This window comes from Holophagales bacterium (genome assembly GCA_016699405.1).
In the GTDB taxonomy this organism is placed as follows: domain Bacteria; phylum Acidobacteriota; class Thermoanaerobaculia; order Multivoradales; family JAGPDF01; genus JAAYLR01.
In genome coordinates this window covers 3,421,196-3,447,167 of sequence record CP064972.1, presented here as the reverse complement: position 1 = coordinate 3,447,167, position 25,972 = coordinate 3,421,196, and the positions used below count along the sequence as shown (strand labels likewise).

Annotated in this window: 18 protein-coding genes; 4 read left to right on the top strand and 14 right to left on the bottom strand. The window is 69.9% G+C overall.

The genetic code is table 11. The features are described 5' to 3' along the window. Nucleotides 1–28 precede the first annotated feature (28 nt). Genes IPJ17_14150 through IPJ17_14135 form a run of 4 tightly spaced genes read right to left on the bottom strand, consistent with a single transcriptional unit; the run spans nt 29 to nt 4,754 of the window. Nucleotides 29–1,171, bottom strand: coding sequence for a tetratricopeptide repeat protein (locus tag IPJ17_14150; GenBank protein QQR72642.1), 1,143 nt, complete (start codon nt 1,169–1,171; stop codon nt 29–31). Next, a complete protein-coding gene (locus tag IPJ17_14145; GenBank protein ID QQR72641.1) occupies nt 1,168–1,719 on the bottom strand; it encodes a DUF4126 domain-containing protein in 552 nt (183 codons plus the stop codon). The genes IPJ17_14150 and IPJ17_14145 overlap by 4 nt, the downstream gene beginning before the upstream one ends. Before the next feature lie 18 nt (nt 1,720–1,737). Further along, nucleotides 1,738–3,417 carry a murein biosynthesis integral membrane protein MurJ gene (gene murJ / locus IPJ17_14140; GenBank protein ID QQR72640.1) on the bottom strand — a complete coding sequence of 560 codons (1,680 nt, stop codon included), beginning with the start codon at nt 3,415–3,417 and terminating at the stop codon, nt 1,738–1,740. 17 nt (nt 3,418–3,434) lie between these two features. After that, nucleotides 3,435–4,754, bottom strand: a complete 1,320-nt coding sequence (locus tag IPJ17_14135; GenBank protein ID QQR72639.1) for a tetratricopeptide repeat protein — start codon at nt 4,752–4,754, stop codon at nt 3,435–3,437. A 153-nt stretch (nt 4,755–4,907) separates the two neighbouring features. Between IPJ17_14135 and IPJ17_14130 the strand changes: the two genes are divergently transcribed. Next, nucleotides 4,908–8,027, top strand: coding sequence for a hypothetical protein (locus tag IPJ17_14130; protein ID QQR72638.1), 3,120 nt, complete (start codon nt 4,908–4,910; stop codon nt 8,025–8,027). Between the two features lie 40 nt (nt 8,028–8,067). Here IPJ17_14130 and IPJ17_14125 read toward each other — a convergent pair whose 3' ends face one another. From IPJ17_14125 to IPJ17_14100, 6 genes are all read right to left on the bottom strand, one after another. After that, the gene (locus IPJ17_14125) at nt 8,068–9,000 is read right to left on the bottom strand and encodes a cation transporter (GenBank protein ID QQR72637.1); all 933 of its coding nucleotides are present in this window, start codon (nt 8,998–9,000) and stop codon (nt 8,068–8,070) included. After that, complete coding sequence (locus IPJ17_14120; protein ID QQR72636.1) at nt 8,997–9,500, bottom strand: hypothetical protein; 504 nt, start codon at nt 9,498–9,500, stop codon at nt 8,997–8,999. The genes IPJ17_14125 and IPJ17_14120 overlap by 4 nt, the downstream gene beginning before the upstream one ends. A gap of 121 nt (nt 9,501–9,621) precedes the next feature. Then, nucleotides 9,622–10,050 carry an OsmC family protein gene (locus IPJ17_14115; GenBank protein QQR72635.1) on the bottom strand — a complete coding sequence of 143 codons (429 nt, stop codon included), beginning with the start codon at nt 10,048–10,050 and terminating at the stop codon, nt 9,622–9,624. Nucleotides 10,051–10,112: 62 nt separating this feature from the next. Further along, complete coding sequence (locus tag IPJ17_14110) at nt 10,113–11,825, bottom strand: hypothetical protein (GenBank protein ID QQR72634.1); 1,713 nt, start codon at nt 11,823–11,825, stop codon at nt 10,113–10,115. Nucleotides 11,826–11,857: 32 nt separating this feature from the next. Beyond that, nucleotides 11,858–12,391: a hypothetical protein gene (locus IPJ17_14105; GenBank protein ID QQR72633.1), complete on the bottom strand. Its 534-nt coding sequence runs from the start codon at nt 12,389–12,391 to the stop codon at nt 11,858–11,860. A 68-nt stretch (nt 12,392–12,459) separates the two neighbouring features. Continuing rightward, nucleotides 12,460–16,881: a DEAD/DEAH box helicase gene (locus tag IPJ17_14100; protein QQR72632.1), complete on the bottom strand. Its 4,422-nt coding sequence runs from the start codon at nt 16,879–16,881 to the stop codon at nt 12,460–12,462. A gap of 139 nt (nt 16,882–17,020) precedes the next feature. Here IPJ17_14100 and IPJ17_14095 point away from each other — a divergent pair, with 139 nt between their 5' ends. Next, nucleotides 17,021–17,842 carry an NAD(P)-dependent oxidoreductase gene (locus IPJ17_14095; protein QQR72631.1) on the top strand — a complete coding sequence of 274 codons (822 nt, stop codon included), beginning with the start codon at nt 17,021–17,023 and terminating at the stop codon, nt 17,840–17,842. Nucleotides 17,843–17,855: 13 nt separating this feature from the next. Next, a complete protein-coding gene (locus IPJ17_14090) occupies nt 17,856–19,871 on the top strand; it encodes a molybdopterin-dependent oxidoreductase (GenBank protein QQR72630.1) in 2,016 nt (671 codons plus the stop codon). Nucleotides 19,872–19,874: 3 nt separating this feature from the next. Here the strand turns inward: IPJ17_14090 and IPJ17_14085 are convergent, their stop codons facing one another. The 4 genes from IPJ17_14085 to IPJ17_14070 all read right to left on the bottom strand — a co-directional run bounded on the left by IPJ17_14085 (nt 19,875) and on the right by IPJ17_14070 (nt 24,828). Continuing rightward, on the bottom strand, nt 19,875–21,203 hold the full coding sequence (locus IPJ17_14085; GenBank protein QQR72629.1) for a carboxypeptidase regulatory-like domain-containing protein: 1,329 nt from the start codon (nt 21,201–21,203) through the stop codon (nt 19,875–19,877). Nucleotides 21,204–21,281: 78 nt separating this feature from the next. Beyond that, entirely contained in the window at nt 21,282–23,132 is a 1,851-nt protein-coding gene (locus IPJ17_14080) for an ABC transporter ATP-binding protein (GenBank protein QQR72628.1), read from the bottom strand. Between the two features lie 54 nt (nt 23,133–23,186). Beyond that, complete coding sequence (locus IPJ17_14075; GenBank protein ID QQR72627.1) at nt 23,187–24,047, bottom strand: rhomboid family intramembrane serine protease; 861 nt, start codon at nt 24,045–24,047, stop codon at nt 23,187–23,189. A 4-nt stretch (nt 24,048–24,051) separates the two neighbouring features. Further along, nucleotides 24,052–24,828 carry a hypothetical protein gene (locus IPJ17_14070; protein QQR72626.1) on the bottom strand — a complete coding sequence of 259 codons (777 nt, stop codon included), beginning with the start codon at nt 24,826–24,828 and terminating at the stop codon, nt 24,052–24,054. 77 nt (nt 24,829–24,905) lie between these two features. Here IPJ17_14070 and IPJ17_14065 point away from each other — a divergent pair, with 77 nt between their 5' ends. Then, a complete protein-coding gene (locus tag IPJ17_14065; GenBank protein QQR72625.1) occupies nt 24,906–25,958 on the top strand; it encodes a saccharopine dehydrogenase NADP-binding domain-containing protein in 1,053 nt (350 codons plus the stop codon). The last annotated feature ends 14 nt before the right edge of the window (nt 25,959–25,972 follow it).

The following is a 25,972-nucleotide window of genomic DNA, read 5'->3' as shown; positions in this document are numbered from 1 at the left end:
ATGAGGGAGGTTTCAGCGGTGCGGCGAGTCAGCGGGTCGAGCTGCCGTTCGGGGTGGACGGCAGGGACTCACCCAGCCGTTCGGCCAGTCGACGTGTCCGCTCGTTGGCCGGATCGAGCTTCGCCGCCTGGCGGAAGAAGCGATGAGCGTCGCGCGAGCGCCCCTTCGTCGCCGCCCACTCGCCGAGAGCCGCGTACGACTCCGCCTGCTGGGGGTCGAGACGCAAAGCCCTTCGATAGAAGCGCTCGGCATCGTCGAGACGACCCTCTTGGAGATTCAGGTCCCCCAGCGCGATGTAGCTGAACGGATTCCGGCTCTTGACCTGCTCGAGCAGGGCCAGCAGCTCCTTGGCTTCTCGACTCCGTCCTCTCAGGTCGACCAGCGCGGCGAGGTTCTGGTAGGCGGCAGCCTGCTGCGGATCGGCCTCCAAGGCTCGCCGGTAGGCCTCTTCCGCCCCGTCGAGATCGCCGAGACGCCGTCTCACCACCCCGAGATTGACCCAACCGTCGGGCAGGTCGGGATCGAGTCGAACCGCCACCTCGAGCCACCGTCGCGACTCGGCGAGCTTGCCTTCGCGGAGAATCTCGGCACCGCGATTGGAATGGAAGAGGGCGACCGCCGTGAGGTCCGAGATCGGTCGGAGCGTGTGATACGGGCCGACCGGTTGTTCGGTGAAGTCCAGAACCTTGCGCTGTCCGGGACTGCCATAGCCGGCCGTAATGTGACCGGAGGCGACGATCAGGTCGCCCGCCTTGAAGTAGCTGTTCACCTCGTCGACGCGCATGTAATAGGCGTCGATTCCCACCTCGCGCGCGAAGCCGACGAAGGTATGAGTGAAGGCGAGGCAGTTCGCTCGCCCCGAGGCGAAGACTTCGGCCGCCGTCCCGGTGAACCCGCTCTCGTAGACCAGGCGCACTCCGCCGTCGGTCGACAAAAGCGCCCGCAGCAGCATGTCGAGCTTGAGGTCCGCACCGCCCACGGCGGGAACGTGTTCGTGCGCCCACTTGCGCATCTCGGGCGTCAACGAGAACGGCACCGTCACCTGGTCGAGCGGCAGGCCCCGCTCGTGCACCTGCGCGACGAGTCGCTGCTCCATCGACATCTCGAGGATGCTGCGGCTGACGCAGCCCACCCCGAGCAGAGCGAGCACCAGCACCATCGGCTTCTTCATGCCGTCGCCTCCACCCGTCGCCCGAGGCGCCATCCTGCCACGGCGAGCACCAGCACGATCACCGCGAGCGGGAGGAGGATCGCCAACGCGACGGCGCAAAGTGCCAGGATCATCTCGGCCGTCGCGATGAGAAAATTGCCCAAGCCGAGGGTCAGCAGCGAGGAGGCGTGGCGGGCCAGGACCGTCGTGCCCTGGAAGAGCCCGGCGACGCTCCCGCCGGCCACCACGGCAACCGTCCAGCGCAACGCCGGCGGCAGATCGACCAGCACGGCCGCACTCGCCAACACCCCTGCGACGACCGCGGTCGGCGTCGCCAGCAGGTCGAGGAGATGGTCAACCCACGGCAGGTAGTACGCCGCAATCTCGGCCACGCACGCGACCGAAAGGATGAGCAGCGCTTCGCGGCTGGCCAGCCATCCGAAGCCGGGAGACAGGCTGACGATCCCGAGTCGAGACGCCCCGCTGAGCAGGGCAAGCGGCAGGAAGACCCGGAAGCCGCAGGCCGCCGCCATCCCGATTCCCAGTCCCACCTGCGTGAAGGTCTCCATTCCTGAGCCTTGTACGGATCATCCGCGCCGAAGATGCAGTCGCCGGCGAATCGGTTCGACCTCCGGCAGACCGAGCGCCATCGCGCCGCCCAGATACGCTATCCCGAACGCCGCCAGAACGCTGCCGGCCACCACGGCTCTCGGCATCCCGGACGGTACCGCCCAGCCGAGAACCCAGGCTCCCCCCGCGGCCACGATCGCCAGCCCGAGGTTCCTCGCGACCTCCCGCCAAGGCAGACGCAGGGTCGGGTGCAACCCCCGCAGGCGCCGCCACAACGAGAAGAACTCGATCCAGGAGCCGATGGCCGAGCCCGCCGCCAGACCGACCGCCCCGAGGTGCAGCGGTGCGGTCGCCCCTCCCCCGACAGAATACCGATCCAACCAGACCATCGCCGGGATGGCAATCGCCGTGCTGGCGACCACTCTCGCCGCAGCGATGAGGGCCGGCCGGCGCGTGTCGCCGTGAGCGTAGAAACCGCTCTGCAACGGCCGGGCGGCGCCGGCCGCGGGGAGCCCGAGGGAATAGGCGCCGAGTATCGCGCCGACGAGCAGCACCTCCGGGTCGCCGAAGCTGCCGGTGCGGAAGAGCCCGGCGACGATCAGCCGTCCGAAGACCAGGTATCCGACCATCGACGGGATGACGAAGAAGCTGACTTGCCGGACATTGCGAAGCAACCGGTCGGCCCATTCGGTTCCGCCGGATGCGGTCCCTTCCGAGAGCTCCGGAAGGCTCGCGGCGGCGAGAGACATCGCAAAGAGGCTGATCGGCAGCAGGTAGAGCTGCTGACTGTAGCCCAGAGCGGCCAGCGCCCCGGGGGCGAACATCGAGGCAAGCTGCTGGTCGAGCCACGACGAGAGTTGCAGTACCCCTCGCCCCCCGACGGCAGGGCCGAATCCGGACAGGGCGGCGCGCACGCGGCTGTCGCGCCAGCCGAAGCTCAGGTGAAATCCCCGCACTTCGTGGACGACGCCGGGAACCTGGACGAGAAACTGCAGCGCGCCCCCGAGCAGCGCGCCGCAACAGGCCGAGATCAGGAGGCGGTCGAGCCCACTCCGCCCTTCTCCCGCCGCAATTCCCTGTCCCACCCAGACTACCGCCGCGATGATGCTGGCGTTCCAGACGACCGGAGCGAGGTAGGAGAGCAGGAACCGCCGGTGGCTGTTGAGAACGCCGAGAGCCCAGGCCGAGAGGACCAGCAGCCCGGTCATCGGGAACATCCACCGCACCGCAGCCACCGCCAGCGGAAAGCGGTCGACCGCCAGCTCTCCTCGAGCCACTTTCGCGGCGTCGAGCAGGAACCCGGTGGCGAAGAGCGCGACGATCGGCCGGGCGAAGAGGAACCCGACGAGCGAGATCGCCGCGACGACGGCGAGCAGGAGCCCGAAGATCGCGCCGGCAAATCGCCCAGCCTCTTCGCGCTTCCCTTCCTTCAACAGCCGCGAGTAGATCGGGATGAACGAGGCGGAGAGCGCCTGCTCCCCGAGCAGGTTCTGCACCAGGTTCGGTCCCTTGAGCGCCGATCGGAAAACGTCCTGATGCGGTCCCAGACCGAAATAGTGGGCCAGCGCTCGATCGCGGATCAGCCCGGCGACCCGGCTGGCGAGGATTCCAGTGGCGACGAGCGTTGCCCCTCCACTCGACCTCGTCGCGGCCGGGGCCGGGGTCGCGCGGGGGGTTGAATTCGTTTCGAGCGGCACGACGGCGAGGTCACCGGTCAGTTCTTCGCCGGGTTCTTCGCCAGCCAGGCTACCGCCAGCGGTCGGACGATCACAGTCTCCGGATCGAGTCCGGTGGCGGACGCCAGCGCCTTCTCGTACCAGAGTCTGGCCGCGTCCCGATCACGCTTGCGGGAGTACGCCTCGGCCATCAAGAACTGCAGATACGGGCGGTCCATCTCTTTCGCCGGTACGGCCTGCAGGTTGGCGATTGCGGCATCCGGATCGCGACGCGACAACTCGACGTACGCCTTGAGGTAGGGGTAGATCCAGGCGTAGTGCTCAGCGTTCCGGCTGTCCTGGTCCATCAGTCCCTTGGCCTGGGCGACGAGCGAGTCCGCACGATTGAAGTCGCGACGTGCCGCCGCGGCGCGTGCGGTGCCGTGCAGCATCCGCACCTGCCAGAGCGTCCGCTCCTCGGCGGCCGTCTTCGAGTCGAGCACGAGGTTCCACCCGGCCTGATACCAGCTCTCGCCTCCATCCGGGTCGCCGGTCTCGAGGAAGATCCTCCCCGCGGCGTTGCAGGCCGCCACGGCCATGTCGGTGCGCCCGAGCTCCTGCCACATCGCCACCGCCTGCTCGACCCGCGAGGTGCCGTCGGCAACCTTCCGCTCGTAGGCCCGGAGAAAGAACATCCCCATCAGCGAACGGTAGCGATCCATTCCGGGCGCCGAAATCTTGATCGCCAACTCGAGGTCGCTCGCTGCACCTTCCATGTCACCGATCAACATGCGGGACGCGGCCCGACCGAGGAGCGCCGAGACCGGCCGCCCGTCGGGTGTCGTCGCGTGGTTGTAGGCGTTGTAGGCGCCGCCGAAGTCGCCCGCCTGGCGCAAGGCATCTCCCAGCGCGACCAGTGCCACCCCGAACGCTCGATCGAGGTTGGTCGCTTCGCGCAGGGCCACGATCGCGCCGGGAAGATCGTCGGCGCGCTGGCGCGCGACGCCGAGAAAGTACTGCACTCGTTTGTCGCGCGGCTCTCGCGTCGCCAGCGCCCCGTACAGGGCGGCCGCTTCGGCGTTCTTCCCTTCCGCCAGCAGTTGCATCCCCTGGACCCGCTGCCGGAGTCCCTCGGCGTCTGCCGGCACCAGCTCGGCGGCCCGCGCCAGAGTGGACTTCTGCGCGTCGCCGCGCTGGCTCTCCGCGAGGGCGAGCAACGCTTCGACGGCAGCCCGGGAGAAGGTCCCCTGGGCGGCCTCCCCGTCACCGCGATCGAGAGCCTCGAAGGCCTTCGGCACTTCGCTCAGTTGTGCGTGCACGGAGCCGGACAACGTCACGGCCAGAACGACTCCGGCGAGCACCTTGGTCTTCGACGGCATCGCGTCCTCCTTCCGGTCTCGGTGCCATTCGCCCCGGTCCCGCTCCCTCCCAGACGGTGCGCCCTGCGCCGTCCGCGAACGCGCGAGATGCCCCGACGGGTCCTTGGGGAATTGCATGAGCGAGTCTATCATCCGGCTTCGCCTCACTCTGGCATGAACGCCCCCACTCGCCGTCGCCCCACGCTCTACGTCGTCGCGGTTTCGCACCTCGACAGCCAGTGGCGATGGACCCTTCGCCGGACCGTTGCTCAGTTCCTGCCGCGCACGATCGCCGAGAACCGGCGCGCCTTCGCGCGCTTTCCCTCCTACGTCCTCAGCTTCGAAGGTGCGCACCGCTACAGCCTGCTGCGCGAGCACGATCCGGCCGCTTTCGACGAGCTCCGCGGTTGGGTCGCGGCGGGACGGTGGGCACCCGCGGGAGCCGCCTGGGAAGCCATGGACTGCGTCCTGCCCTCCCCCGAGTCGTTGATCCGCCAGATCCACCTCGGCCAGCGGTTCTTCGAGCGCCATCTCGCCGCGCGTTGCCAGGATCTCTTCCTGCCCGACTGTTTCGGCTTCCCGGCCGCGCTGCCGACGATCGCCGCCCATGCCGGCGTCGTCGGCTTCTCCACCCAGAAACTGCGGCTCGGCGCACAACTGCGGGCCGCCGCACCGATCCCGTTCGCCTTCGGAGCCTGGGAGGGACCCGACGGCCAGGAGTTGCTCGCCGCCCTCGACCCCGGCGGCTACGGCGAACCGGTGGTGGCCAACTTGGCGCACGACGAGTCGTGGGCCAGGCAGTTCACGGAACTGGTCGAGGCAGGTCGTCCACCGATCGCCCTTCGCTACACCGGGATCGGGGACAAGGGCGGGGCGCTTCCCGACGCGACGCTCGCCAGGCTCGAGGAGGCCGTCGCGGCGCTCGGCCCGATCGAAGTGGTCCCCTGTGCCTCGGCCCAGCCGTTTCTCGAGATCGGCAGCGACGAGCGCGTGGCGCTTCCTCGATACCGCGGCGAGCTGCTCCTCGCGGTCCACGCGACCGGGGGATACAGCTCCCAGGCCGCCATCAAGCGCGGCAACCGCGAGGGCGAGCGCTCCGCGGCCCTGGCCGAGAGCGCGGCGGCGCTCGCCTCGACGCTCGGCGCTTTCGACTATCCGGCAGCGACCCTTCGCTGGGCGTGGAAACGCCTCCTGGCGCACCAGATGCACGACACGCTCTGCGGCACTTGCATCCCGGAGGCCAACGCTCTCGCCTGGAACGATCAGGCACTCGCGCGAGCCCGCTTCGACCAGGTCCTCGAGCACGCCCTCGCGGCGATGGCTCGTCAGCTCGATACGCGCACCGCGGGGGCGCCGATCGCCGTCTTCAATCCACTGGCTGTTGCGGTCGAGGAGGTTGTCGAGGTTGAGTTTTCTCCCGAGGCCGCCGTCCCGCCGTGTGCGGTCGTCCGGGATCCCCGCGGATTCGCTTCCCCGGTGCAGTGGATCGACTCTCCCGACGGTGGACGGCGCGCGCTCTTCCTGGCGAAGCTCGCCCCTCTCTCCCTCACGGTCTACTCGCTCGAGGCAGTTCAGGGCACCCACCCCGCCGGCGATCTGACCGCGACAGGTCGCGGACTCGCGAACCGCCATTGGAGCCTCCACTTCGACGACGCCGGAGACCTCGTCAGCTTGCGTCGTCCAGGCGATCCCCGGGAGCGGCTCGGCTCACCCTTCCGCTTCGAGCTTCTGCGAGACGTCTCCGAGCGCTTCCCCGCCTGGGAGGTGCAGCACCGCGATCTGGCGGAACCCGCCGCCGAGCGCTTCGCCGGGCCCTGCCGATTCGAGGTGCTCGAAGCCGGTCCGGTGCGTGTCGCCCTGGCGATCGAACGGCGCTCTGGCCGCTCGACACTGACGACCCGCGTGCGGCTTGCCGCGGGAGATGCCGGGCGGCGCATCGAGCTCGAGCTCGACCTCGACTGGCGCAGCCGCGGGCGCCTGCTCAAGGCGAGGCTCGAGACACCCGGCGGCACGGCTCGGGCGCTCTACGACGGAGGCGTCGGCGTGGTCGAGCGCGGCGTTTCGACGCCGCGGCTCTACGAGGTCCCCGCCCAGGCCTGGGCGGCACTCGAAATGGAGGAAGGCAACGGCATTGCCATCCTCACCCCGCACACCAGCGGCTTCGATCACCCGGCGCCTTCGGTTCTCCGGGCCACGCTGGTGAGGACCCCTCGGCTCGGCCACCGCTTCACCTACCAACGCGACCAGGACCTTGGACGGCATCGCACCGAGCTCGCCCTTCTGCCCTATTCCGGAAGCTGGGTGGACGGCGGGGTCGTCGAGCACGCGGAACGGCTCCGCCTGCGTCCGGTCGGTTTCGTGGTGAACGCTCACCCCGGCCGTCTCGGGCGGACCGCGACCCTCGGTGAGCTCGTCGGGGACGGCGTCTGGCTGAATGCCGTCAAGGGACTCGAAGACGCTTCCGGCATCCTCCTGCGCCTGCGAGAGACACGCGGCCGGCAGACCCGCGTCACCTTCCGTCCGACCGTTGCGCCGGAGCGAGCCTCGCTCGCCGACGGATGCGAACGGCCGCTCGTGCCGCTCGCCGGCTCCGGAGGCCGCGTCGAGGTCGAGATGACAGCCTGGAGCCTCGCCTCGCTGCGGCTCGAGCTCCCCGGCGTTCCTCCTGGTCGGGGAGCCGATGCGTTCGCCCAGCCGTGGCCGGCGGATCGACCGGTGTCAAGCCGGGACGGCGAACGCGGCGGCGGCGGTTTCGACGGTCGCGGTCGGCACGTTCCCACCGAGCTCCTGCCCGCCTCGTTCGTCGTCGACGGGGTGACGTTCGAGCCGAGCCGAGACACGGCGGGGCGCCTGCTCGCCGCCAGGGCGGGTGGCCAGAAGCTGCAGATCGATGGCGGCGAGGGCGACCTCTATGTTCTGGGGTCTTCGGCGCGTGGCGATCGTCGTGTCCGTTTCGTCGTCGACGGGGATCCGCTTGACCTCGTCGTCCACGACTGGCGTCGTCCCCTCGCGGCCTGGGATCGCACCTGGCGACTGGGCAGGTTGCCGCTGACCCTCCGTCGCCCTGGATTCGTGCGCCGGGCTCACGTCGGATGGGTCGCCACGCACCTCCACGATCGCCGGGGACGCAACCTCCCCGTCGTCCAGGGAACGCTCTTCCGCTACCGGATTCCGCTACCCGCGAGTTGCTGCCGCGTGGAGTTTCCCGACGACCCCCACCTCGTCGTCGTGGCCCTGAGCCTGGGACCGCGCTGGCTCGCCGACGCGCCGCATCGGGATCGTCGAACGATCTGACCCTGCCGCGGGGCGTCGCAAGGCCGGTCGACCGCGCGACTCAGCGCTCGTAGCCGAGATGTCGAGCTTCGCCTTCCGGCTCGACGTGAATCGAGATGTGCGCTCCGCCAAATCGCTCGCTGAGCGCCCGTTCGATCTCGTCGCAGACGCCGTGCGCCTCGGCCACCGGCAGCGCGCCGGGAACCACCAGGTGGAACTCGACAAAGGTCGTCGGCCCGGCTTGCCGAGTGCGCAGATCGTGGAATTCGAGCGCCTGCCCCATCGATCCCTGGATCGTCGCGGCGATCTCCGCAATCGTCGCGGCAGGCAGCGCCTCGTCCATCAGTCCGCCCATCGATCCCCAGACCGTCTTCGCCCCGATCCAGAGGATCTGCAGGGCGACGAGGATCGCCACGATCGGGTCGAGAATCCACCAGCCGGTCGCCCAGGCCAGTCCGATCCCAATGAGCACGCCGAAGGACGAGATCACGTCGCTCTGCACGTGTCGGCCATCTGCGACCAGCGCCGGCGATCGATGGCGCGTTCCGGTGCGAATCAGCAGCAGCGCCAGCGCGAGATTCGCCAAGCTGGCAACCACCGAGAAGGCCAGGCCGAGACCGAGCTGATTCGGCGGCTCGGGATGCGATAGCTTCGCCACGGCCTCGTAGAAGATCGTGCCGGCGGCCACGAGGATGAGCGCCCCCTCGAGACCGGCGGAGAAGTACTCGGCCTTGTGGTGGCCGAAAGGATGAGTCTCGTCGGCCGGCCGGAGCGCGACCCGGATCGCGATCATGGCGGCCACGGCGGCGACCACGTTGACGATCGACTCGAGAGCATCCGAGAGCAGCGCCACCGACCCGGTGAGCGTGAAGGCGACGAACTTCAGTCCCATCACGGCCAGTCCGACGACGAGGCTGGCGAAGGTGGCGCGGCGCAGGATCTCTCCCGGTGCCCGGTCGGAGCCTGCCGCTACCGCTGATTCGGTGGTGGTCATGGAACGAGCCTCCCTGGCGAGCCCACCTCGAGGAGCTCGACCTCCTGGATCCACCACTCCCCGTCGTTGCGCACCCAGGCGATGCGAAACCGGTACGACTCGTGGCTCGGCCCACCCTCGCCCCGGCTGATCGAGTCGAGGGTGAGGAGCATCTGGGCCGTGCCGCGCGTCGCGTCGAGCTCGAGCGTGCGATGACGGACGACGAAGTGCAGATCCGAGACGGTCGAACGATACGAGGCGACGACGCCAGCCAACTGCTGAGCGTCGCTGATCGAGCCTTCGTAAGCCCCGCCGAGCACGACGAATCCCGGCGCGAACAGCCCGACGAGTCGCCGCATCTTCCCGAAGGTCGTGAGCTGGTCTTCCGGCCCCTCCTTGCTCACCTGCTCGATCGCCTCGTTCAAACGCGACGCGAGGCGACGTCGATCGCTCCGCCACCAGACGAAGGTGGCGACGAGCACGACAGCGAGAAGCAGGAGGACGACGAGGCGACGGTTCATGACGAGGCGGGGATCAAGGGTCGGGTCGGGGGGCGCATGCTACGCCCCGCCGACCCGATCGACGCCCCCCCTCAGGGTAGGAGGGCCGACCTGACGAGCGGACCGCGTCCGCCTGCCGGCCTCAGGCCGTCAGCTTGGCGTGCAGCTCGATCTCGATCGCCGCGAGGGCCTTGGAGACCGGGCAGCCGACCTTGGCGGCGCCGGCGAGCTCCTGGAACTTCGCCTCGTCGATCCCCGGGACCTTCGCCTCGCAGTGGAGCTCGATCTTGGTGATGGCGAATCCGGCCTCCTGCTTGACCAGGTGAACCCGAGCCTCGGTCGCCACCCGCTCCGGCGCGAAGCCGTTGCGTCCGAGGGTCGCCGACAGCGCCATCGAGAAACAGCCGGCGTGCGCCGCGCCGATCAGCTCTTCCGGATTCGTTCCCGGCGCCTCTTCGAAGCGGGTCTTGAACGAGTACTCGCCCTGCCACGCGCCGCTGCCGAGCGCCACGCTGCCCTTGCCGTCCGTCAACCCGCCGTTCCAAACGGCGGAAGCCTTGCGTACAGCCATCGCCAAGTCTCCTTGTCGCAGGTTTCGTTTCGAGACGGGGCCGGCGGCCCCGTGACGGGATTCTAGCTCGGCGGGAGCGGGGCCAGCGCGACGATCGAGGTCGACCGGGGTGGAAGCGTCCAGGTCAACCGACCTTCGCTGTCGGTGTGCGCCGGGGCAGCGCCGACGATCGGTGGGAGCTCGCGGTTCCCCGGCAGCAGTGCGGTCGCCTCCAACACGACCTCGCGCCCGGCCTCGCCGAGATTCACCCCGACGAGCAGCGTCTCGGCGCCATCCTTTTTCGCCACCACCAGGACCCGATCCTCGACCAGGAGCGGCAGCCGGACCCCCGACGAGAGGGCGGGGTGAGCGATCCGCGCCTGGAGGATCGCCGAAGTCTGCCCCACGAGCTCGCGATCGAGTGTGCTCCACGGCATCGGCAGTCGTCCGCTGTCCGTGAAGCCCTCCTTCGCATCGCCCCCTCCGAGACCGGTCTCGGTTCCGTAGAACAGCACCACAGGGCCGTCGAGCGACACGAGATACCCGAGAGCGGCGAGCAGATGGGCCCGATCTCCGCCCCGGTCGGCGAATCTCGCCAGGTCGTGATTGTCCAGGAAGTAGGTCGGCAAGGCCCCCGGTCCGTAGGTCGCCGCCGTCCGTTGCAGCCAGGCTTCCGTGTCGGCGAGCGATCCCTGGCCGGCGAAGGTGTCGTTGAGCACCGACTGCAGCGGGAAATCGAGCAGCGAGTCGAACTGCGGGCCAAGGCCCTCCACTTCGGCGTAATACGAGGCGATCTCCTTGGCGTTCGCCTCCGGGCCGGCCGCATCGTCCCAGCACTCGCCGACGAGGAACGCCCCCTTCTTCGCCTCCTTGGCCACCCGGTACAGATCGGCCCAGAAGTCGTGTGGCACACCGCGGACGTAGTCGAGGCGCAGACCATCGACCTTCTCGTCGCGCAGCCAGTAGAGCGCCGCCTGCTTGAGAAACTCCCGCGTCGCCGCGTGGTCGAAGTTCCAGTACTGGTAGCTGGCGCCCCAGCTCTCCCAGGTCTTCTCGGCCGGCTGCTTGGCACCGGTCGCCTTCGGGTGCAAGACGAGCGGATCGCCGTGCTCGCGATCGTAGACGCGGCTGGCGTGGTTGAGCGGGATGTCGAGAATGATGCGGATGCCGCGCGCCGCGAGCTCGTCGCGCAACCGGCGGAAGAGCGCCAGGGAGGCGTCTGGATTTTCCGGCACTCCCACCGCGTCGCCGATGCGATAGTAGTTCTGGACGTCATAGCCGTGCGACGTCTGCGACTGGAAGACCGGGCTCAGCCAGACGGCGGTGACCCCCAGGTCGCGCAGGTAGTCGGCGCGATCGAGAACCCCCTGCAAGTCGCCGCCGGCGTATCTCGGATGCCGCCAGCCCCGGATCTGTCCGTCGTTGCCGGCGTCGCCGTTGGCGAACATCTCGAGCATGACCTGGTAGATCGTCCAGCTCGCCATGGCGGAATGCGTCTCGTCGAGGGGCTCGAGATCGAGCGCGGCGACCCGCTGGCCTCGCACTCGCAGCTCGAGCCGCCTCGCCCCTTCCGGCGGAGCAGGCATCCGCCGTCGCGACTCACTCGCGACCTTCTCGCTGCCGACCTCCACCCTCGTCCCATCGACCCAGAGCTCCGCTGTCGGCGCGGACCAGGAGTCGAGCCCCCCGAACGTGATCTGCCAGCTGCCGTCGGGAAGCGGGAGAACCGTGCGGAAATACGGCGTCTCGGCCCCAGCGGGCACGGCGAGGAGCGTCAGGAGGGCGGCGAGAAGCATCCCCCGCCGCCCGAGCGGGGAACGCCTTGGTTTCACAGAGCGATCCTCAGCACGGCACCGAAGGTCAGGGTTCCGGTGTCGACGTTCTCGAGCTCGCTCCACGCGTCGAAGCGGTAGTTCGCGTTGAGGTCGAGGTCCATCCGGGGCAGCAGCGGCCACTCGATCCCGGCCTTCGCGGCATAGTAGGGATCGGACCAGGAACTGTCGAAGGCCTTCGAGTAGGTGGCGCCGACGCCGACGCCGGCGTAGATCCCGCGACCGACCAGCAGGAAGACCTGGGGCGAATAGGCGGCCTCCGTCGCTCCGCCGAAGCCGTCCTTGAAATGCTCGACGTCCACCTCGATCTTGAGCATCCCGCGCGGAATGTACTGGTAGCTGAACAGTTCCGACAGCCCGCTTTCGTCGATGTCGCTCGCGTTCGAGACGCCCTGGTCCTTCAACTGATCGAGCGTCTTCCAGTAGTGGAACCCGAAGCCCAGCCGGTGCTCGCCGGCCTGGGCCGGTCCGGCGGTGACGGTCAGCGCCAGCGCGAAGGCGACGAGCAGGGCGATTCGCACGATTCTCATGGTCCGATCCTCCGTTCGGGGGCACGCCCCGGCCACGCCGGGCAGAATAGCAGCGGTCGACCCGCTCGCTAGTAACTCTTCCGCAGGCGAATGGCGTCGCCCTCCCGCGTCAGGCTGAAGACTCGCGCCAGGCGGTCGGCGAACGCCGACCGGGCCGCGGGCTCGTCGTTGATGCGTTCGATGTCGATCGCCCGCTCCGGCTCGGCATGGCGAGCGAGGCGCACCGAAAAGGGCGCCCAGAGCTCGTCGAGACGCGGATGATCCGGCGCCAGGCGTACCGTCAGCTCGCGTCCGCTGCGACGTGAGATCAGAACGAGGTCACGACCGAGAAAGACCAGGTGACTTCCCCGCTCGCGACGCGGCAGGGTCTCCTTGAGACCGGCGATTTCGAGGCCGCAGAGCGACGCCGGGTCGGTGGCCGCGAGCCAGTAGACCGTGTCGCTGACGAATTCCTCGCGAAGGCGGCGGAAGGCCTCGCGGGAGGCGAACTGCAGCCCAGGGACGCCGAGGAAAAACTGTCCGGCCAGGATCTCGCCGCCAAGCTCCATGAGACGCAACGCCCGCGAAATCCGCCGCCACTCGAACGCCGGAAGCTCCTGCGCCAGCAGCTCGCGGAAGACGACACCGTATCGATGCAGCAGCAGACGTGCCCGCTCACGGTCGAGGGCGTCTGCGGCGATCGGGTCCTCCCCGAGCTCGTCGGGCCACGGGACCCGGAGCCAGTGACCCGGGAACGGTCGCGCGGCCGAGCGGAAGCGCCCGGCCGCCGCACGCGACGCCGACAGGCGACCGCGATCGAGCTCGCGCGGCGGCTCGAAGTCGCTCGCCAGTCCGCGCCGCACCGCGAGGTAGGTGTCGTTGGCCACCGCGCCCTGCCACGCGAGCTCCCACAGCGCCGCGGCAGCCGACGCCACGTCGGTCCCCGCCCGCCGGGCGATCTCGGCGGTGTCTGCGCGAGCCCCCGGAGGCGGAAGAAGCGGCGACTCGACATCCTCTCGCCGGCGCTCGCCCCGGTGCAGAAGGCGGAGGTCCTCGGGAAAGGCGAAAGCGAGACGCGAACGCTCGCATCCCACCCAAAGGAGGTCGCTCTGTTGCATCGCGCTGTCGAGCCAGGAAGGGAAGTAGGGCGACAGCCTGGCCGGCAGGATCTCGGTCTCCCACGCCGCGGCGGGCGCCGGGAAGCCGAGCAACTGCTCGATCCGTCGTTCGAGCCCGTCCATCCCTTCCCCCCTGCCGACGAGGCCCTGATGAAGGGCGAGGAAGGGCGGCAGATCGGCCGCGGGCCGAGCCTCGAGACTCGAGCGCGATTCGGCTCGCTTCCATCGCAGGAGGATCTCGAGCCGATCAGGGTGACAGACCTCGTCGCAATCGGTGTTCTCGCGGAAGGCACCCTGGACGAGCCGGCTCGCTGCCAGCAGCTCGTCGATCGCCTCGTCCAAGCGTTCGGAGCGACCTCCGAAGAGCTCTGCCAGCCGCTCGCGAGAGACGGGTCCCACTGGCCGCAACCACTCTTCGAGCAGCTCAGCGAGTGCAACGCCCGATCCCTCGGGCGTCGGCGCGATTCGCCCGGCTCCGTTCAGGAGCTCGACTCGCAGCTCGTCGCGATCCTCCACCGCCATCGTGACGCGGCTCAGGCGTTCGAGCGCCACCACGCTGCGGATGGAGGCTCCCGGCAACCGAACGCACAGCAGTCGCCCGCCAAGGGCGACGAGCCACGGCGCCACCGGCTCGCCGGCATCTCGCTCGATTGCTGCGAGCAGCTCGTCCCACTCGTCGAGCGGCACCATCAGCCGCTCCTGGACCCAGAAGTGAAGCTCTTCCGCGCTCGTCGGGGCATAGCCCGGCGCGAGGCGGAGGCTCTTCGCTCGGACCTCGCCGAGCAACGCCTCGGACAGCCGGGGTCGGGCTGCCGGCGAGAACACCACCTCACGCAGCAGGTTGGCGGAGATCGAGCGTCCGCCGGAGCCCGGCAAGGGCACGTCGTCCTCGTACATCAACTCGTTCGTCTGTCGCCAGAGAAGGCCCGAAGCGAAGGGTGAGGGCTTGGCCGTCCGCGTCTCGACGACGGCGAGACGACCCGCCGCAAAGTCGCCGAGCAGAAGCTGCAACGACTCGAGGTCGAACTCCTCTTCGAGGCAGGTGCGCCAGGTTTCGAGGACGAGCGGAAAGTCGCCGAAGCGCGACACGGCGGCAAGGAGCTGCTTCGCACGCTGGCGCGACAGCCAGAGCGGCGTGCGCGATCCGTAGCCAGCGCGCGGCAGGAGGAGTGCCCGGCCGGCGCACTCGCGAAACCGCGCCCCGAAGAAACCGCTCCGGTCGAGCGCCTGCCGCAGGAGCTCTTCGATCCGCTCGGGCGCGAGCCGGGAGAGGAGCCGTACCACGTCCGCGCCCGCCGGCACCGTCAGCAGCACGCAATCGTCGTCGAGCGCGACCTCGAGCGGCCCCGATTCGACCTCGCCCCACAAGGCCTCCAGAGCCAGCGCGAACGGCCGATTGACCCGCCCTCCCCATCCAGTGTGCAGAAACACCCGCTCGCGCGCCTCGGCCGAGCGCCCGGCGACGTCGTCGCAGCGCTCGATCACCAGACGTCGACGGTGCGGCAGCTCGCCGGTGGCAGCCCGCTGCAGTCGCAGCGTGCGGATCAGCGCCGCGGCGGCGGACGGCGTCAGCGCGCGCTCGCGCTGCAATTGCTCCGGCCAGGACGGATCGTCGAGGCGCCCTGCCGCCTCGGCGAGCAGCTCGAGGCGCGCCTCGCTGAAGGTGAAGTCGCGGTCGCGCGCGTCGGCTCGCCAGAACGGCGCGATCGCCGCGGCCGAGCGTGGCGCCGGCGTGACCAGCACGTCGTTGTGGGTGATCTGGCGGATCCTCCAGGCCTGCGCCCCGAGGACGAAGCAGTCGCCGACCTTCCGTTCCCAGACGAACTCCTCGTCGAGCTCGCCGAGGCGGGCCAACGAGCCGTCGACCCGCAGCGTGAAGTAGCCCCGGTCCGGAATCGTCCCGCCGGCCTGCGCCACCAATCGCGCCGCTCCCGGACGAGCGGCCGCCCGACCGGTCAGGGCATCGACGACGATGCGCGGCGCCAGCTCGGCGATCCGGGCATCGGCGAAGCGGCCGGCAAGCATCTCGATCACCCGGTCGAAGGTGCGGCGGGCGAGATCCCGGTAGGGTGCCGCGGTGCGGATCTGGGCGTAGAGCTCGGCGAGCTCCCAGCTCTCGACGGCGAGCATCGAGAGCAGGACCTGGGCCAGGACGTCGAGGGGAGCGTTGACCGGCACCAGCGGCTCGACGCGCTGGTCGAGCACGGCGCGCGTCGCCACCGCCGCCTCGAGCAGGTCGCGGCCGTGCAGCGGGTAGAAGATCCCGCGGCTGGGAGCGCCGACCCCGTGGCCGGCCCGGCCGATCCGCTGGATCGCCGAAGCCAGGGAGCGCGGCGTCTGGACCAGGACCACCGCCTCGAGGTCGCCGACGTCGATCCCCAGCTCGAGCGAGCTCGTCGCCACGAGCGCCGGGAGCCTCCCCTCCTTCAAACGACGCTCGACCTCGCTGCGGATCTCGCGCGACAGCGAGCCGTGGTGGGACGTCGCCAGCTCGGCTCCTGCCGCTTCGTTGATCGCCCGTGTCAGGCGCTCCGCATGCCGCCGGCTGTTGGTGAAGAGGAGCGTCGACCGATGCCGACCGACCTCGAGCCGCAGGTCCTCGGCCAGTCGCGGCCAGAGGCTCTCGAGGTCGGGCTCTTCGTCCCCGAAAAGTGAACGCACCTCGAGCTCGTAGCGCTTCTCGCCCCCGACCTCGAGGATCCGCACCTCCCGACGGCGGTAGACCGACGATTCGCCCTCCCCGGCGCGTTCGAATCCGCCGACGAGCTCCGCCACTCGTCGGAGCGGGCGAACGGTCGCCGAGAGTGCCAGGCGCTGAAACTCGCCGGCGAGCGGCACCAGGCGCTCGATCGCCGTCGCGAGGTGGGTCCCGCGGCGGCTTCCGGCGACGGCGTGGATCTCGTCGAGGATGACCGTCGCCAGCGACGGGAAGATCGCCCGTCCCCCTCTCGACCCGAGGAGCAGGTTGAGGCTCTCCGGTGTGGTGATGAGGATCTCCGGGGGATGACGCACCAGCCTCTGGCGCTCCGCAGCGGGCGTGTCGCCGGTCCGGACGGCGACACGCAGGCCGGGCCACGGCCTACCAGCGGCGCGGAACCGCGCTTCGAGCTCGACGAGCGGGCGCGTCAGGTTCCGTTCGACGTCGTGGTTGAGCGCCTTGAGCGGCGAGACGTAGAGCACCCGCAACCGACCCGGCTCCCAGGCGCCGGTGGCCAGCCGGTCGATCGCCCAGAGCGTCGCCGCGAGCGTCTTGCCGGTGCCGGTCGGGGCGGTGATCAGCAGGTGACGACCGGCGGCGATCTCAGGCCAGGCTAGCCGCTGCACCTCGGTCGGATCGCCGAGTCGCTCGCGAAACCAGTCGCGGACGAGAGGATCGAAGAGCTGAAGACTCACGAAGGCACCGGTCGCTGGGAGGGAGCGCCGCGAATCAATCTATCGCTTTCGCTCCTCCCCCGCCTCGTCCCGGGGGCCGGCGACGACGCTAAGATGCGCCGAACGCGCCGGTTGCGACACGAGATGGAGGGCGGAGGCGATGACCACGCTGGCGGGCAAGGTGATGGTAGTGACCGGAGGCAGCCGCGGGATCGGGCTTGCGATCGCGCTCCGGGCAGCGCGCGATGGCGCCCGGGTGGCGCTGCTGGCCAAGACGGCCGAGCCCGATCCTCGACTTCCCGGCACCGTCTACAGTGCGGCCGCGGAGGTCGAAGCGGCCGGCGGGCGCGCCCTGCCGATCCCCACCGACGTCCGCGACGAGGGACAGGTCCGATCGGCTGTCGAACGCACGGTCGAGGCTTTCGGCGACATCGACATCGTCGTCAACAACGCCAGTGCGATCTTCCTTGCCGGGACGCTCGAGACGCCGATGAAGCGCTTCGATCTGATGTTCGGGGTCAACGTCCGTGCGACCTATCTGACGACCCAGAGCTGCCTGCCGCACCTGTTGAAGGCGGGCAACCCGCACGTTCTCAACCTGTCGCCACCGCTTTCGATGCGGCCGCGCTGGTTCAAGAATCACGTGGCCTACACGATGGCCAAGTACGGCATGTCGATGTGCGTGCTCGGGATGGCGGAGGAGCTGCGCGAGCAAGGCGTCGCGGTCAACGCCCTGTGGCCGCGCACCGCGATCGCCACCGCCGCCCTGGCCATGCTCGGCGGCGGGGTGCGACTCGAGCAGTGCCGCAAGCCGGAGATCGTCGCCGACGCCGCCCACGCGATCCTGGTCCGGCCAAGCCGGGAGTGCACCGGGAACTTCTTCCTCGACGAGGAGGTGCTGCGCGACGAAGGCGTGGTCGACCTTTCCGGCTATGCCGTCGCTCCGGGGCAACCGCTCTACCCGGACTTCTTCGTCGACTGACCCGCGGGGCCCGATGCCGATGCGCCAGATCGCCACCGCCTGTCCGCTCGACTGCCCCGATGCCTGCAGCCTGATCGCGACGGTCGACAACGACCGGCTCGTCGCCGTCGCGGGCTCCGAGCGCAACCCCTACACCGCCGGGTTCATCTGCTCGAAGGTCAAGCGCTACGCCGATCACGTCCACTCGGTCGAGCGCCTGCATCGCCCGCTGCGGCGTTGCGGCCCGAAGGGCCGTGCGGCATTCGAGCCGATCGGTTGGGACGAGGCGCTCGACCTCGTCGCCACGACCCTCGCTCGCACGCGCGACCGTTCGGGCGGCGAGGCGATCCTCCCCTACTCCTACGGAGGATCCAACGGCTACCTGACCCAGAACACGCTCGACGCGCGACTCTTCCGCCGCCTTGGAGCCTCCCGCCTTGCCCGGACGGTCTGCGCCGCAGGTACCGCCGCGGCGGCCGACGGGCTCTACGGCAAGATGCCCGGTGTCGCCCTGACCGACGTACCCCACGCGCGGCTGATCGTCGTCTGGGGCACGAACCCGCATGCCGCGGGCATCCACCTGGTGCCGCAGATCGCAGCGGCGCGTCGCAATGGAGCCCAACTGGTCGTCCTCGACCCCCGGCGAACGCCGCTCGCCGCCCAAGCCGATCTCCACCTCGCCCTCTGGCCAGGCACCGACCTGCCGGTGGCGCTCTCGATCCTCGACTGGCTCTTCGTGAACGGCCGAGCCGATCGCGACTTCCTCGAACGGCATACTTCCGGCTGGGAGCTCTTGCGGGAGCGGGCAAGCGCCTGGCCGCTCGAACGTGCTGCCGAGGTTGCCCGAGTGCCGGCTGAGACCCTCGCGCGCTTCGCACGCCTCTTCGCCGAGGTCCAGCCGACGCTGATCCGCTGCGGCTGGGGCCCGGAGCGCAATCGGAACGGGGCCTCGGCCATCGCGGCGATCCTCGCTCTGCCAGCCGTCGGCGGAAAGTTCGGCGTGCGCGGCGGCGGCTACACGATGAGCAACTCGGGTGCCTGGAGCCTCGACGTCGACGCGGCGATCGCCGAGCCCCCGTCCGCGACCCGTGTCGTCAACATGAATCTCCTCGGGCAGGCGCTCGAGGAGTGGACCGATCCACCCATCGAGCTTCTCTTCGTCTACAACTCGAACGCGCTCGCCACCAGCCCGAACCAGGAGCGGATGCGCCGCGGCCTCGGGCGCGAAGACCTCTTCACTGTCGTTTTCGACCAGGTGCTCACCGACACGGCCCGGTGGGCCGACGTGGTGCTCCCGGCGACCACCTTCGTGGAGCACGAAGAGCTCTCGCGCGGCTACGGCGCCTATGCGCTGCAACACAGTGCGCCGATCCTCCCGCCGGTCGGCGAGGCGCGGTCGAATGCCTCCGTGTTTCTCGCCCTGCTCGAACGCCTCGATCTCGTGCGACCGGGAGACCCGACGAGCGAGGCGGAGGTCGTGGCCTCGCTGCTCGGCGGCCAGGACGGTGACCGGATCGCCCGCGAGATCGCGGCGACCGGTCTCGCGCTGCCATCGAGCGGTGCCGCACTGGTCCAATTCGTCGACGTCTTCCCACGCACACCGGACCGACGCATTCACCTCGTTCCGGAGTCCATGGACCGGGAAGCGCCGTCGGGGCTCTACGGCTACCAGCCGGATCCCGCGACGCCCACCGCCCCGCTGGCCCTGATCTCGCCGGCCTCGGGGCGGCGGATCAGCTCGTCGCTCGGCTACCTGACCTCGGGGCTCGCGCCGCTCGAGCTCGCGCCCGACGACGCGAAAGCCCGAGCGATCGCCGACGGCGACCTGGTTCGCGCCTTCAATCGGCTCGGCGAGGTGGTCACGGTGGCGAAGGTGAACGTGGCGCTCCGTCCCGGCGTGGCGCTTCTCGAGAAGGGCCTCTGGTCACGCCACACGCGCAACGGCGCGACGGCGAATGCCCTCGCGCCGGACACCCTCGCCGATGTCGGCGGCGGCGCCTGCTTCAACGACGCGCGGATCGAGGTCGAGCGCTGGACGGGCGACGTCTGAGCCTCAGCGCTTCCCTTCCTTGAAGTAGGCGGTGAAACGCGCCCGCCGCGGCCGCTCGGCACGATTGCCGAAGAGGGCGGCGAGCCGAGTGCCCGCCGCTCCCCGCACCACCATCGGATCACCGGCCCACGAGCAGGAGAGGCCGGGACAGTCGCGGCCAGCCGGGCAGTCCTGGTAGCGGCCCTCGGCCGCCGCTTCGTAGCGGTAGCCGGTGAAGCGCGATCCCGACGGCAGGTCGAGCAGCAGCGCCGCACAGGGGCGAGGAAGCTCCTCGGCACCCGTCGCCCAATGGTCGGGAGCGACCGCCGCGAAGCGCGAGACGGCCTCCGGCGGACAACCCTCCGCGGTGCCCGCCCCGTCGACCACCACCTCGACCGAGAGCGAGGCCTCACCCGGTGGACACTCCGGACAGGTGCGGTCGGCGTTCCGCCGCAGGAGGGGTGGCTCGAGCGGACGAGAGGGCGAATGGGCCCCTGAAGGAGCTGCCTCGGCGCCCTTCGCTGCAGGTGCCGGGGCAGCCGGGACCGGCGTCGGTACGACCGCGGGTGCGGGCACGCCCCCCGGCGCCACCGGCGGTGCGCTCGCCGGAGGTGGTTCTGCCGGCAACGCACGCGACGGAGCGGGCGTCGCGACCGGGGGCAACTTCGATTCGAGAGCCGGAGCCGGAGGGACCGGGGGCGAGGGCGGTTCGGGCGGACGGGCGACCGTCGTTTTCGCCGGCGTGTCGGTCGCTCCCGGTGGTGCGGCGGCGGCGGTCCCCGCGACGTCGCGAGGGGTCGGGGACGGCGCCGGCGACGCGCTGGGCGACGTCGTCGGAACCGCCAGCGGCGCGGCCGTTGGCGGATTCGCGGGTCGGATCGGCGCCGGCGTCGGCCGTCGTTCGGGCTCCGCTTGCGCTCGCGTCGCCATCGCGGGCGACGACCCGAGTTGGACGGGTCCCTTGGTCAGGCGAAGTCGCATCGGCGCGATCGCTCCGCGCACGTTCTCGTGCCGAGCGGTGACGATCTGCGGCTTCTCGGCGGTGACCACGATCTCGGCGACGTAGGTCATCTGCCCGTCGCGCCGGGCAACCAGCTCCCATCGCCCGGGCGCTAGGCCGGCGAGGCGCGCCCGGCCGTCGGCGCCGGTGCGCACCGCCGGCGGGCCACCGTGCGAACCGTCGAGCCAGGCAAGCGTGATCTCGGCGCCATCGAGGTCGCGGCCGCGGTGATCCTCGACTCGGACCTCGATGCTGAACGGACCCATCCAGTCGGTGGCGCCTGGGCTCTGCGCCGCGACCTTCCCCAGGCCGACGGCGAGGCAAACGAAGACGACGAAGAATCGCATCCGCATGACGCTCCCTCCTGAGGACGACCTCGTGCTCGCGTCCCGACGAGCCCTGCGATCGGTGCCCGGGGCCGACACCCCGTTTCAGTCTCGCGGCACGCCGGCCGAGACGCGCCGCGCTGCTTCGACCTTCTCCGGCGAAGGAGTGAAATCCTCCCCCGGGTTGACGAACTGATCGCTCTCGAACTGGTACTGCCGGTCGTGGAGCTGACGATAGCGCCCCCCGAGCTCCATCAGCTCACGATGGGTTCCGCGCTCGACGATCTCCCCCTGCTCGAGCACCAGGATCTGGTCGGCGCTGCGGATCGTCGACAGGCGGTGGGCGATGACGAAGGTGGTCCGCCCCTTGCGCAGTCGCGCCAGCCCGTCCTGGATCAACGCCTCGCTTTCGCTGTCGAGGCTCGAGGTGGCTTCGTCGAGGATGAGGATCGCCGGGTCGGCGAGGATCGCCCGGGCGATGGCCACCCGCTGACGCTGGCCGCCGGAGAGCTTGACGCCGCGCTCGCCGACGACCGTGTCGTACCCCTTCTCGAACCCGGCGACGAACTCGTCGCAGTGGGCCACCGCGGCAGCCGCCTCGATCTCCGCGCGCGAGGCTCGCGGATCGCCGTAGGCGATGTTCTCGGCGATCGTCCCGTCGAAAAGGAAGTTGTCCTGGAAAACGACTCCGAGCCGGGAGCGAAAATCGGCGAGGCGAACCTCGGCGAGGTCCCGCCCGTCGACGAGGATCCGGCCGGCGGTCGGCCGATCGAACGCCATGGCCAGGCGGATGAGGGTGCTCTTTCCCGAGCCGCTCGGGCCGACGAGCGCCGTGGTGCTTCCCGCCGGGGCGCGGAACGAGACCTCGCGCAGCACCGGCTGCCCCTCCTTGTACGAGAACGAGACCCCGGCAAACTCCACGTCGCCGTGCAGCGTGGAGAGCGGCGCCAGCTTCTCGTCGTCGCGGTTCTCCGGCTCCTGCGAGAGCAGCTCGCGCATCCGGTCGAGCCCGGCGAACGCTTCCGAGAGCTGGGTCGAGATCGCCGCCACCTGAACCAGCGGAGCCGCCAGGAGTCCGGTGAAGAAGACGTACATCACCAGGTCCCCGAGCGTCATCTCGCCGCGCAGGATCGAGTGCCCACCGACGATGAGCAGCAGCACGCCGACCACTCCGATCAGGACGCCAGTCAGCGAGCTGACGCCGGAAACGGCGGTCATCGTGCTGGCCACATTGCGGAACACCGCGTGGACCCCTTCGGTGAACCGCCGCTCCTCCCGCTTCTCCGCGGTGTAGGCCTTGACGACCCGGATGCCGCCGACGCTCTCGGCCAGCCGACCCGAGAGGTCGGCGAGGAGCTTGCCGCGTTCGCGGAAGATCGGCCGCAGGCGCGTGAAGGCCCAGAACATCAGTCCGGCGAACGCGCCCAGGGCGCCGAGCACGTACAAGGTCAACCGCCAGTTCAACCAGAGCAGCACGCCGAACGCCAGGGCCGCCGTCAGCAGGCCGCCGACCAGTTGGACGATGCCCGTGCCCACGAGGTTGCGAATCCCTTCGGCGTCGTTCAGCACGCGCGACAGGAGCTCGCCGCTCTTCGACTCGTCGAAGGCGCGCACCGGAAGCCGCAGGAGATGGCGATCGAGGCGGCGCCGCGCCTCGGTGATCGAGCGCTGTGCCGCCACGCCGAGCAGCATCGCCAACGCAAAGGAGCTCGCGGCCTCGAGGAGCGTCGCTGCCCCGGCGGCCAGGGCGATGGGGACGAGCAGATCCGAGCGCCCCTTTCCAATCACCTCGTCGATCAGGAGCTTCGAGCTCCCGGGCAGCACGAGCCCGGCGAGACGCCCGACGAGCAACAGGAGGAGGCCGAGCCCGAGGCGCCCCCGCCGTTCCCAGACGAGCGCGCGAGCCTCGCCCCAGGCGGCCTTCAGATCGAGCTTGCGCTTGCCTTCCGGGGCCAAGGGGATCTCCGTGCCTCGACGCGTGACCGCCGCTGAGTGCGCTTCCGGCCGTCCTCAGCGGACGAACGAGAATCCGTGGACGATCGACACCGCCACCGCCGCCACGGTCGCCAGCAGGCATCCGATGGCCGCGAGGACATGGGCCGGACGCTCCGGCGTCAGGGGATCGAGAAGACGGGAGACGAGCCACCCGCCGACGAATCCGCCGGCGTGGGCGTAGTTGTCGACGCCCGGCGAGAGGAAGCCGAAGACGAACATCACCAGCGCCCACGACCAGACCTGCTGTCCCATCGCACTCGATCCGGTCCGCCGGCTGTACCAGACGAGCGAGCCAAGGAGGCCGAAGATCGCCGCCGAGGCGCCGACGGTGAAACCGGCGCCCTGGAGGAAACCTGGCATGAACGGCAGGAAGAACCCGCCGGCGGAGCTGGCGAGAAAACCCGTCACCGACGCCACGGTGTAGATGATGACCATCCGTCCGGCGCCGTAGAGCTCGGCCGCCGCCGGCGCGAGCTGTCTCACCCAAAGCATGTTGAACAGGATGTGGAGCAGGCCTCCGTGCAGCCATCCCGCCGAGAGGAGGGTCCACCAGCGTCCGTATTGGAAGACCGGGACGGCGCCGCTCGCCCCGAGCAGGAACTGGCTCGGAACGCTCGGCGCGAGGAACGTGAACGGGCTTCCGCCGAGCCGCACTCCGGCGGGATCGAGGAGCAGCGCGGCGAGGTACAAAGCCGCCGAGCCGCCGATCAGCAGCTTGACGAAGCCGAGATCGTTGCCCAACCGGCGCAACGCCGGCGCGAATCCCCAGAGCGCCGGGTTGCGCTGTCCGCAATTGAAGCAGGCCTCGTCGCGCACGCCGACGAGGCGTCCACACGAAGGGCAGACGACCGAGCCGCTGGACTGTCGGCGAAACACGGGACTACGGATTCTCCGAGTAGACGACTTGAACGGCGGTCCGTCCGTTCTCGCTGCCCACACTCACCGAGAGGGTCCGCTTCTCCGAGGTGCCGTTGAGCATCGTGCCTTGAGCATTGGACATGTCCATGCTCAGGCTCTGCACCTGGAGACCAAGTCCCGACATCTTGTCCTTGTAGAAGCTCACCAGATCGGCGGCGGCCGCGTCGCTGCGCAGCGTGAAGGTCCCGTGACGAGCACCGTTGAGCTCCATGCTCCCCTGCCCTTCGAACGTCGCTCCCGGATAGAGAGGGATCCAGTCCGGCACCTTCGCGGCGTCTTCCCCGGCGCCGAAGGTCGCGGTGCCCTTCCCCGTCTCGACCTTCATCGTCCCGCCATGCTCGCCTCCGGACACGTCGATCCCGACCTTCTCGCCGTCGCCGGTGGTGATCGAGAACTTGCCCTCGGAGATGTCCTTGAAACCGAGCGTCGTCTCCTTGCCGGTCTTCTTCTCGCGCACGGTCATCGTGCCTGCCGCCTCGTCGGTCGACACCAGCTCGACCTCGGGGTTCATCTTCACGGCCCACTCGGCGGCCTTGCGCACGGCGTAGTTCGGGTCCTTCTGGGCTTGCTCGGCGAAGTTCTTGATCTTGTTCGCCGCCCACCAGGTGGTGGCGACGAAGCCGATGCCGAGCAGGAGAAGGATCGAGATGCAGCCGATCGCCACCCAGGCGAGCGGATGGAGACCCTTCCTCGGCGGGGCAGCCGGGGGAGGGGGAGGCGGTTGCATGGGCATGCTCATGGAAGCGCTCCTTGCACGGTCGTTGAAGTGACGAGCCGTCAGCCTACCATGTGCCTCCGCGCTCTATGATCGGCGGCATGACCGGCTCCTGGATGATCTACGGTGCGAACGGCTACACGGGCGAGCTCATCGCCCAGGAGGCGCGACGGCGGGGGCTCACTCCCCTGCTCGCGGGGCGGAACCGCGGTCCGATCGAGAACTTGGCGCGCGAGCTCGGGCTCGAGGCACGAGTCTTCGCTCTCGACGACGAGAAGACGACGACCGCGGCCTTGCAGGGCGTGGGCACGGTGCTCCACTGCGCCGGCCCGTTTCGCTCGACCTACCGTCCGATGGTCGAGGCGTGCCTCGCCCGCGGCGTGCACTACCTCGACATCACCGGCGAGATCGCCGTCTTCGAGGCGATCGCCGCGCGAGATGCGGCCGCGCGCCGCGCCGGTGTCACGCTGCTGCCGGGAGCCGGGTTCGATGTCGTGCCGTCCGACTGTCTCGCCGGGCACCTTCGCCGGAGACTGCCCGAGGCTGACCACCTCGCTCTGGCCTTCGCCAGCAGCGGCGGCGTGTCGCGCGGCACCCTGCGCACCTCCCTCGGCCAGGCGGACCGGACCGGACTCGTGCGTCGGCAGGGGGTTCTCGAACCGATCCGGTTCGGATCGCTCCGGCGCGAGATCGACTTCGGCTCCGGTCCCAGGCCCGCCATCGCGATCCCCTGGGGGGATCTCTCCACCGCTTGGCGGTCGACTGGGATCCCCAACCTCGAGACCTACATGGCCCTGCCGCGCGGAGCCCAGACGATGCTCGCCCTGCTCGCGCTCCTGCGCCCACTCACCCGCACCGGGGTCGGGCGATCCGCCCTCGAGAGCTGGATCGCTCGCCGCCCGGCTGGACCCGACGCCGACGCGAGGGCCCGGGGACGCAGCCGGTTGTGGGGTGAAGCTCGGGGCAGAGCCGGTCAGCGGGTGGTCAGCCGCCTGGTCGGCCCGGAGGGCTACGCCCTCACCGTGCAGACCGCGCTGCGGCTCGTCGAGCGCGTGGCGAACGGCGAGGCGCCGGTCGGTTTCCAGACTCCGGCGACCGCCTTCGGACCCGATCTCATCCTGGAGATCCCGGGAGTCCAGCGCCTCGACGAATGAGCGCCTTGAAGGAC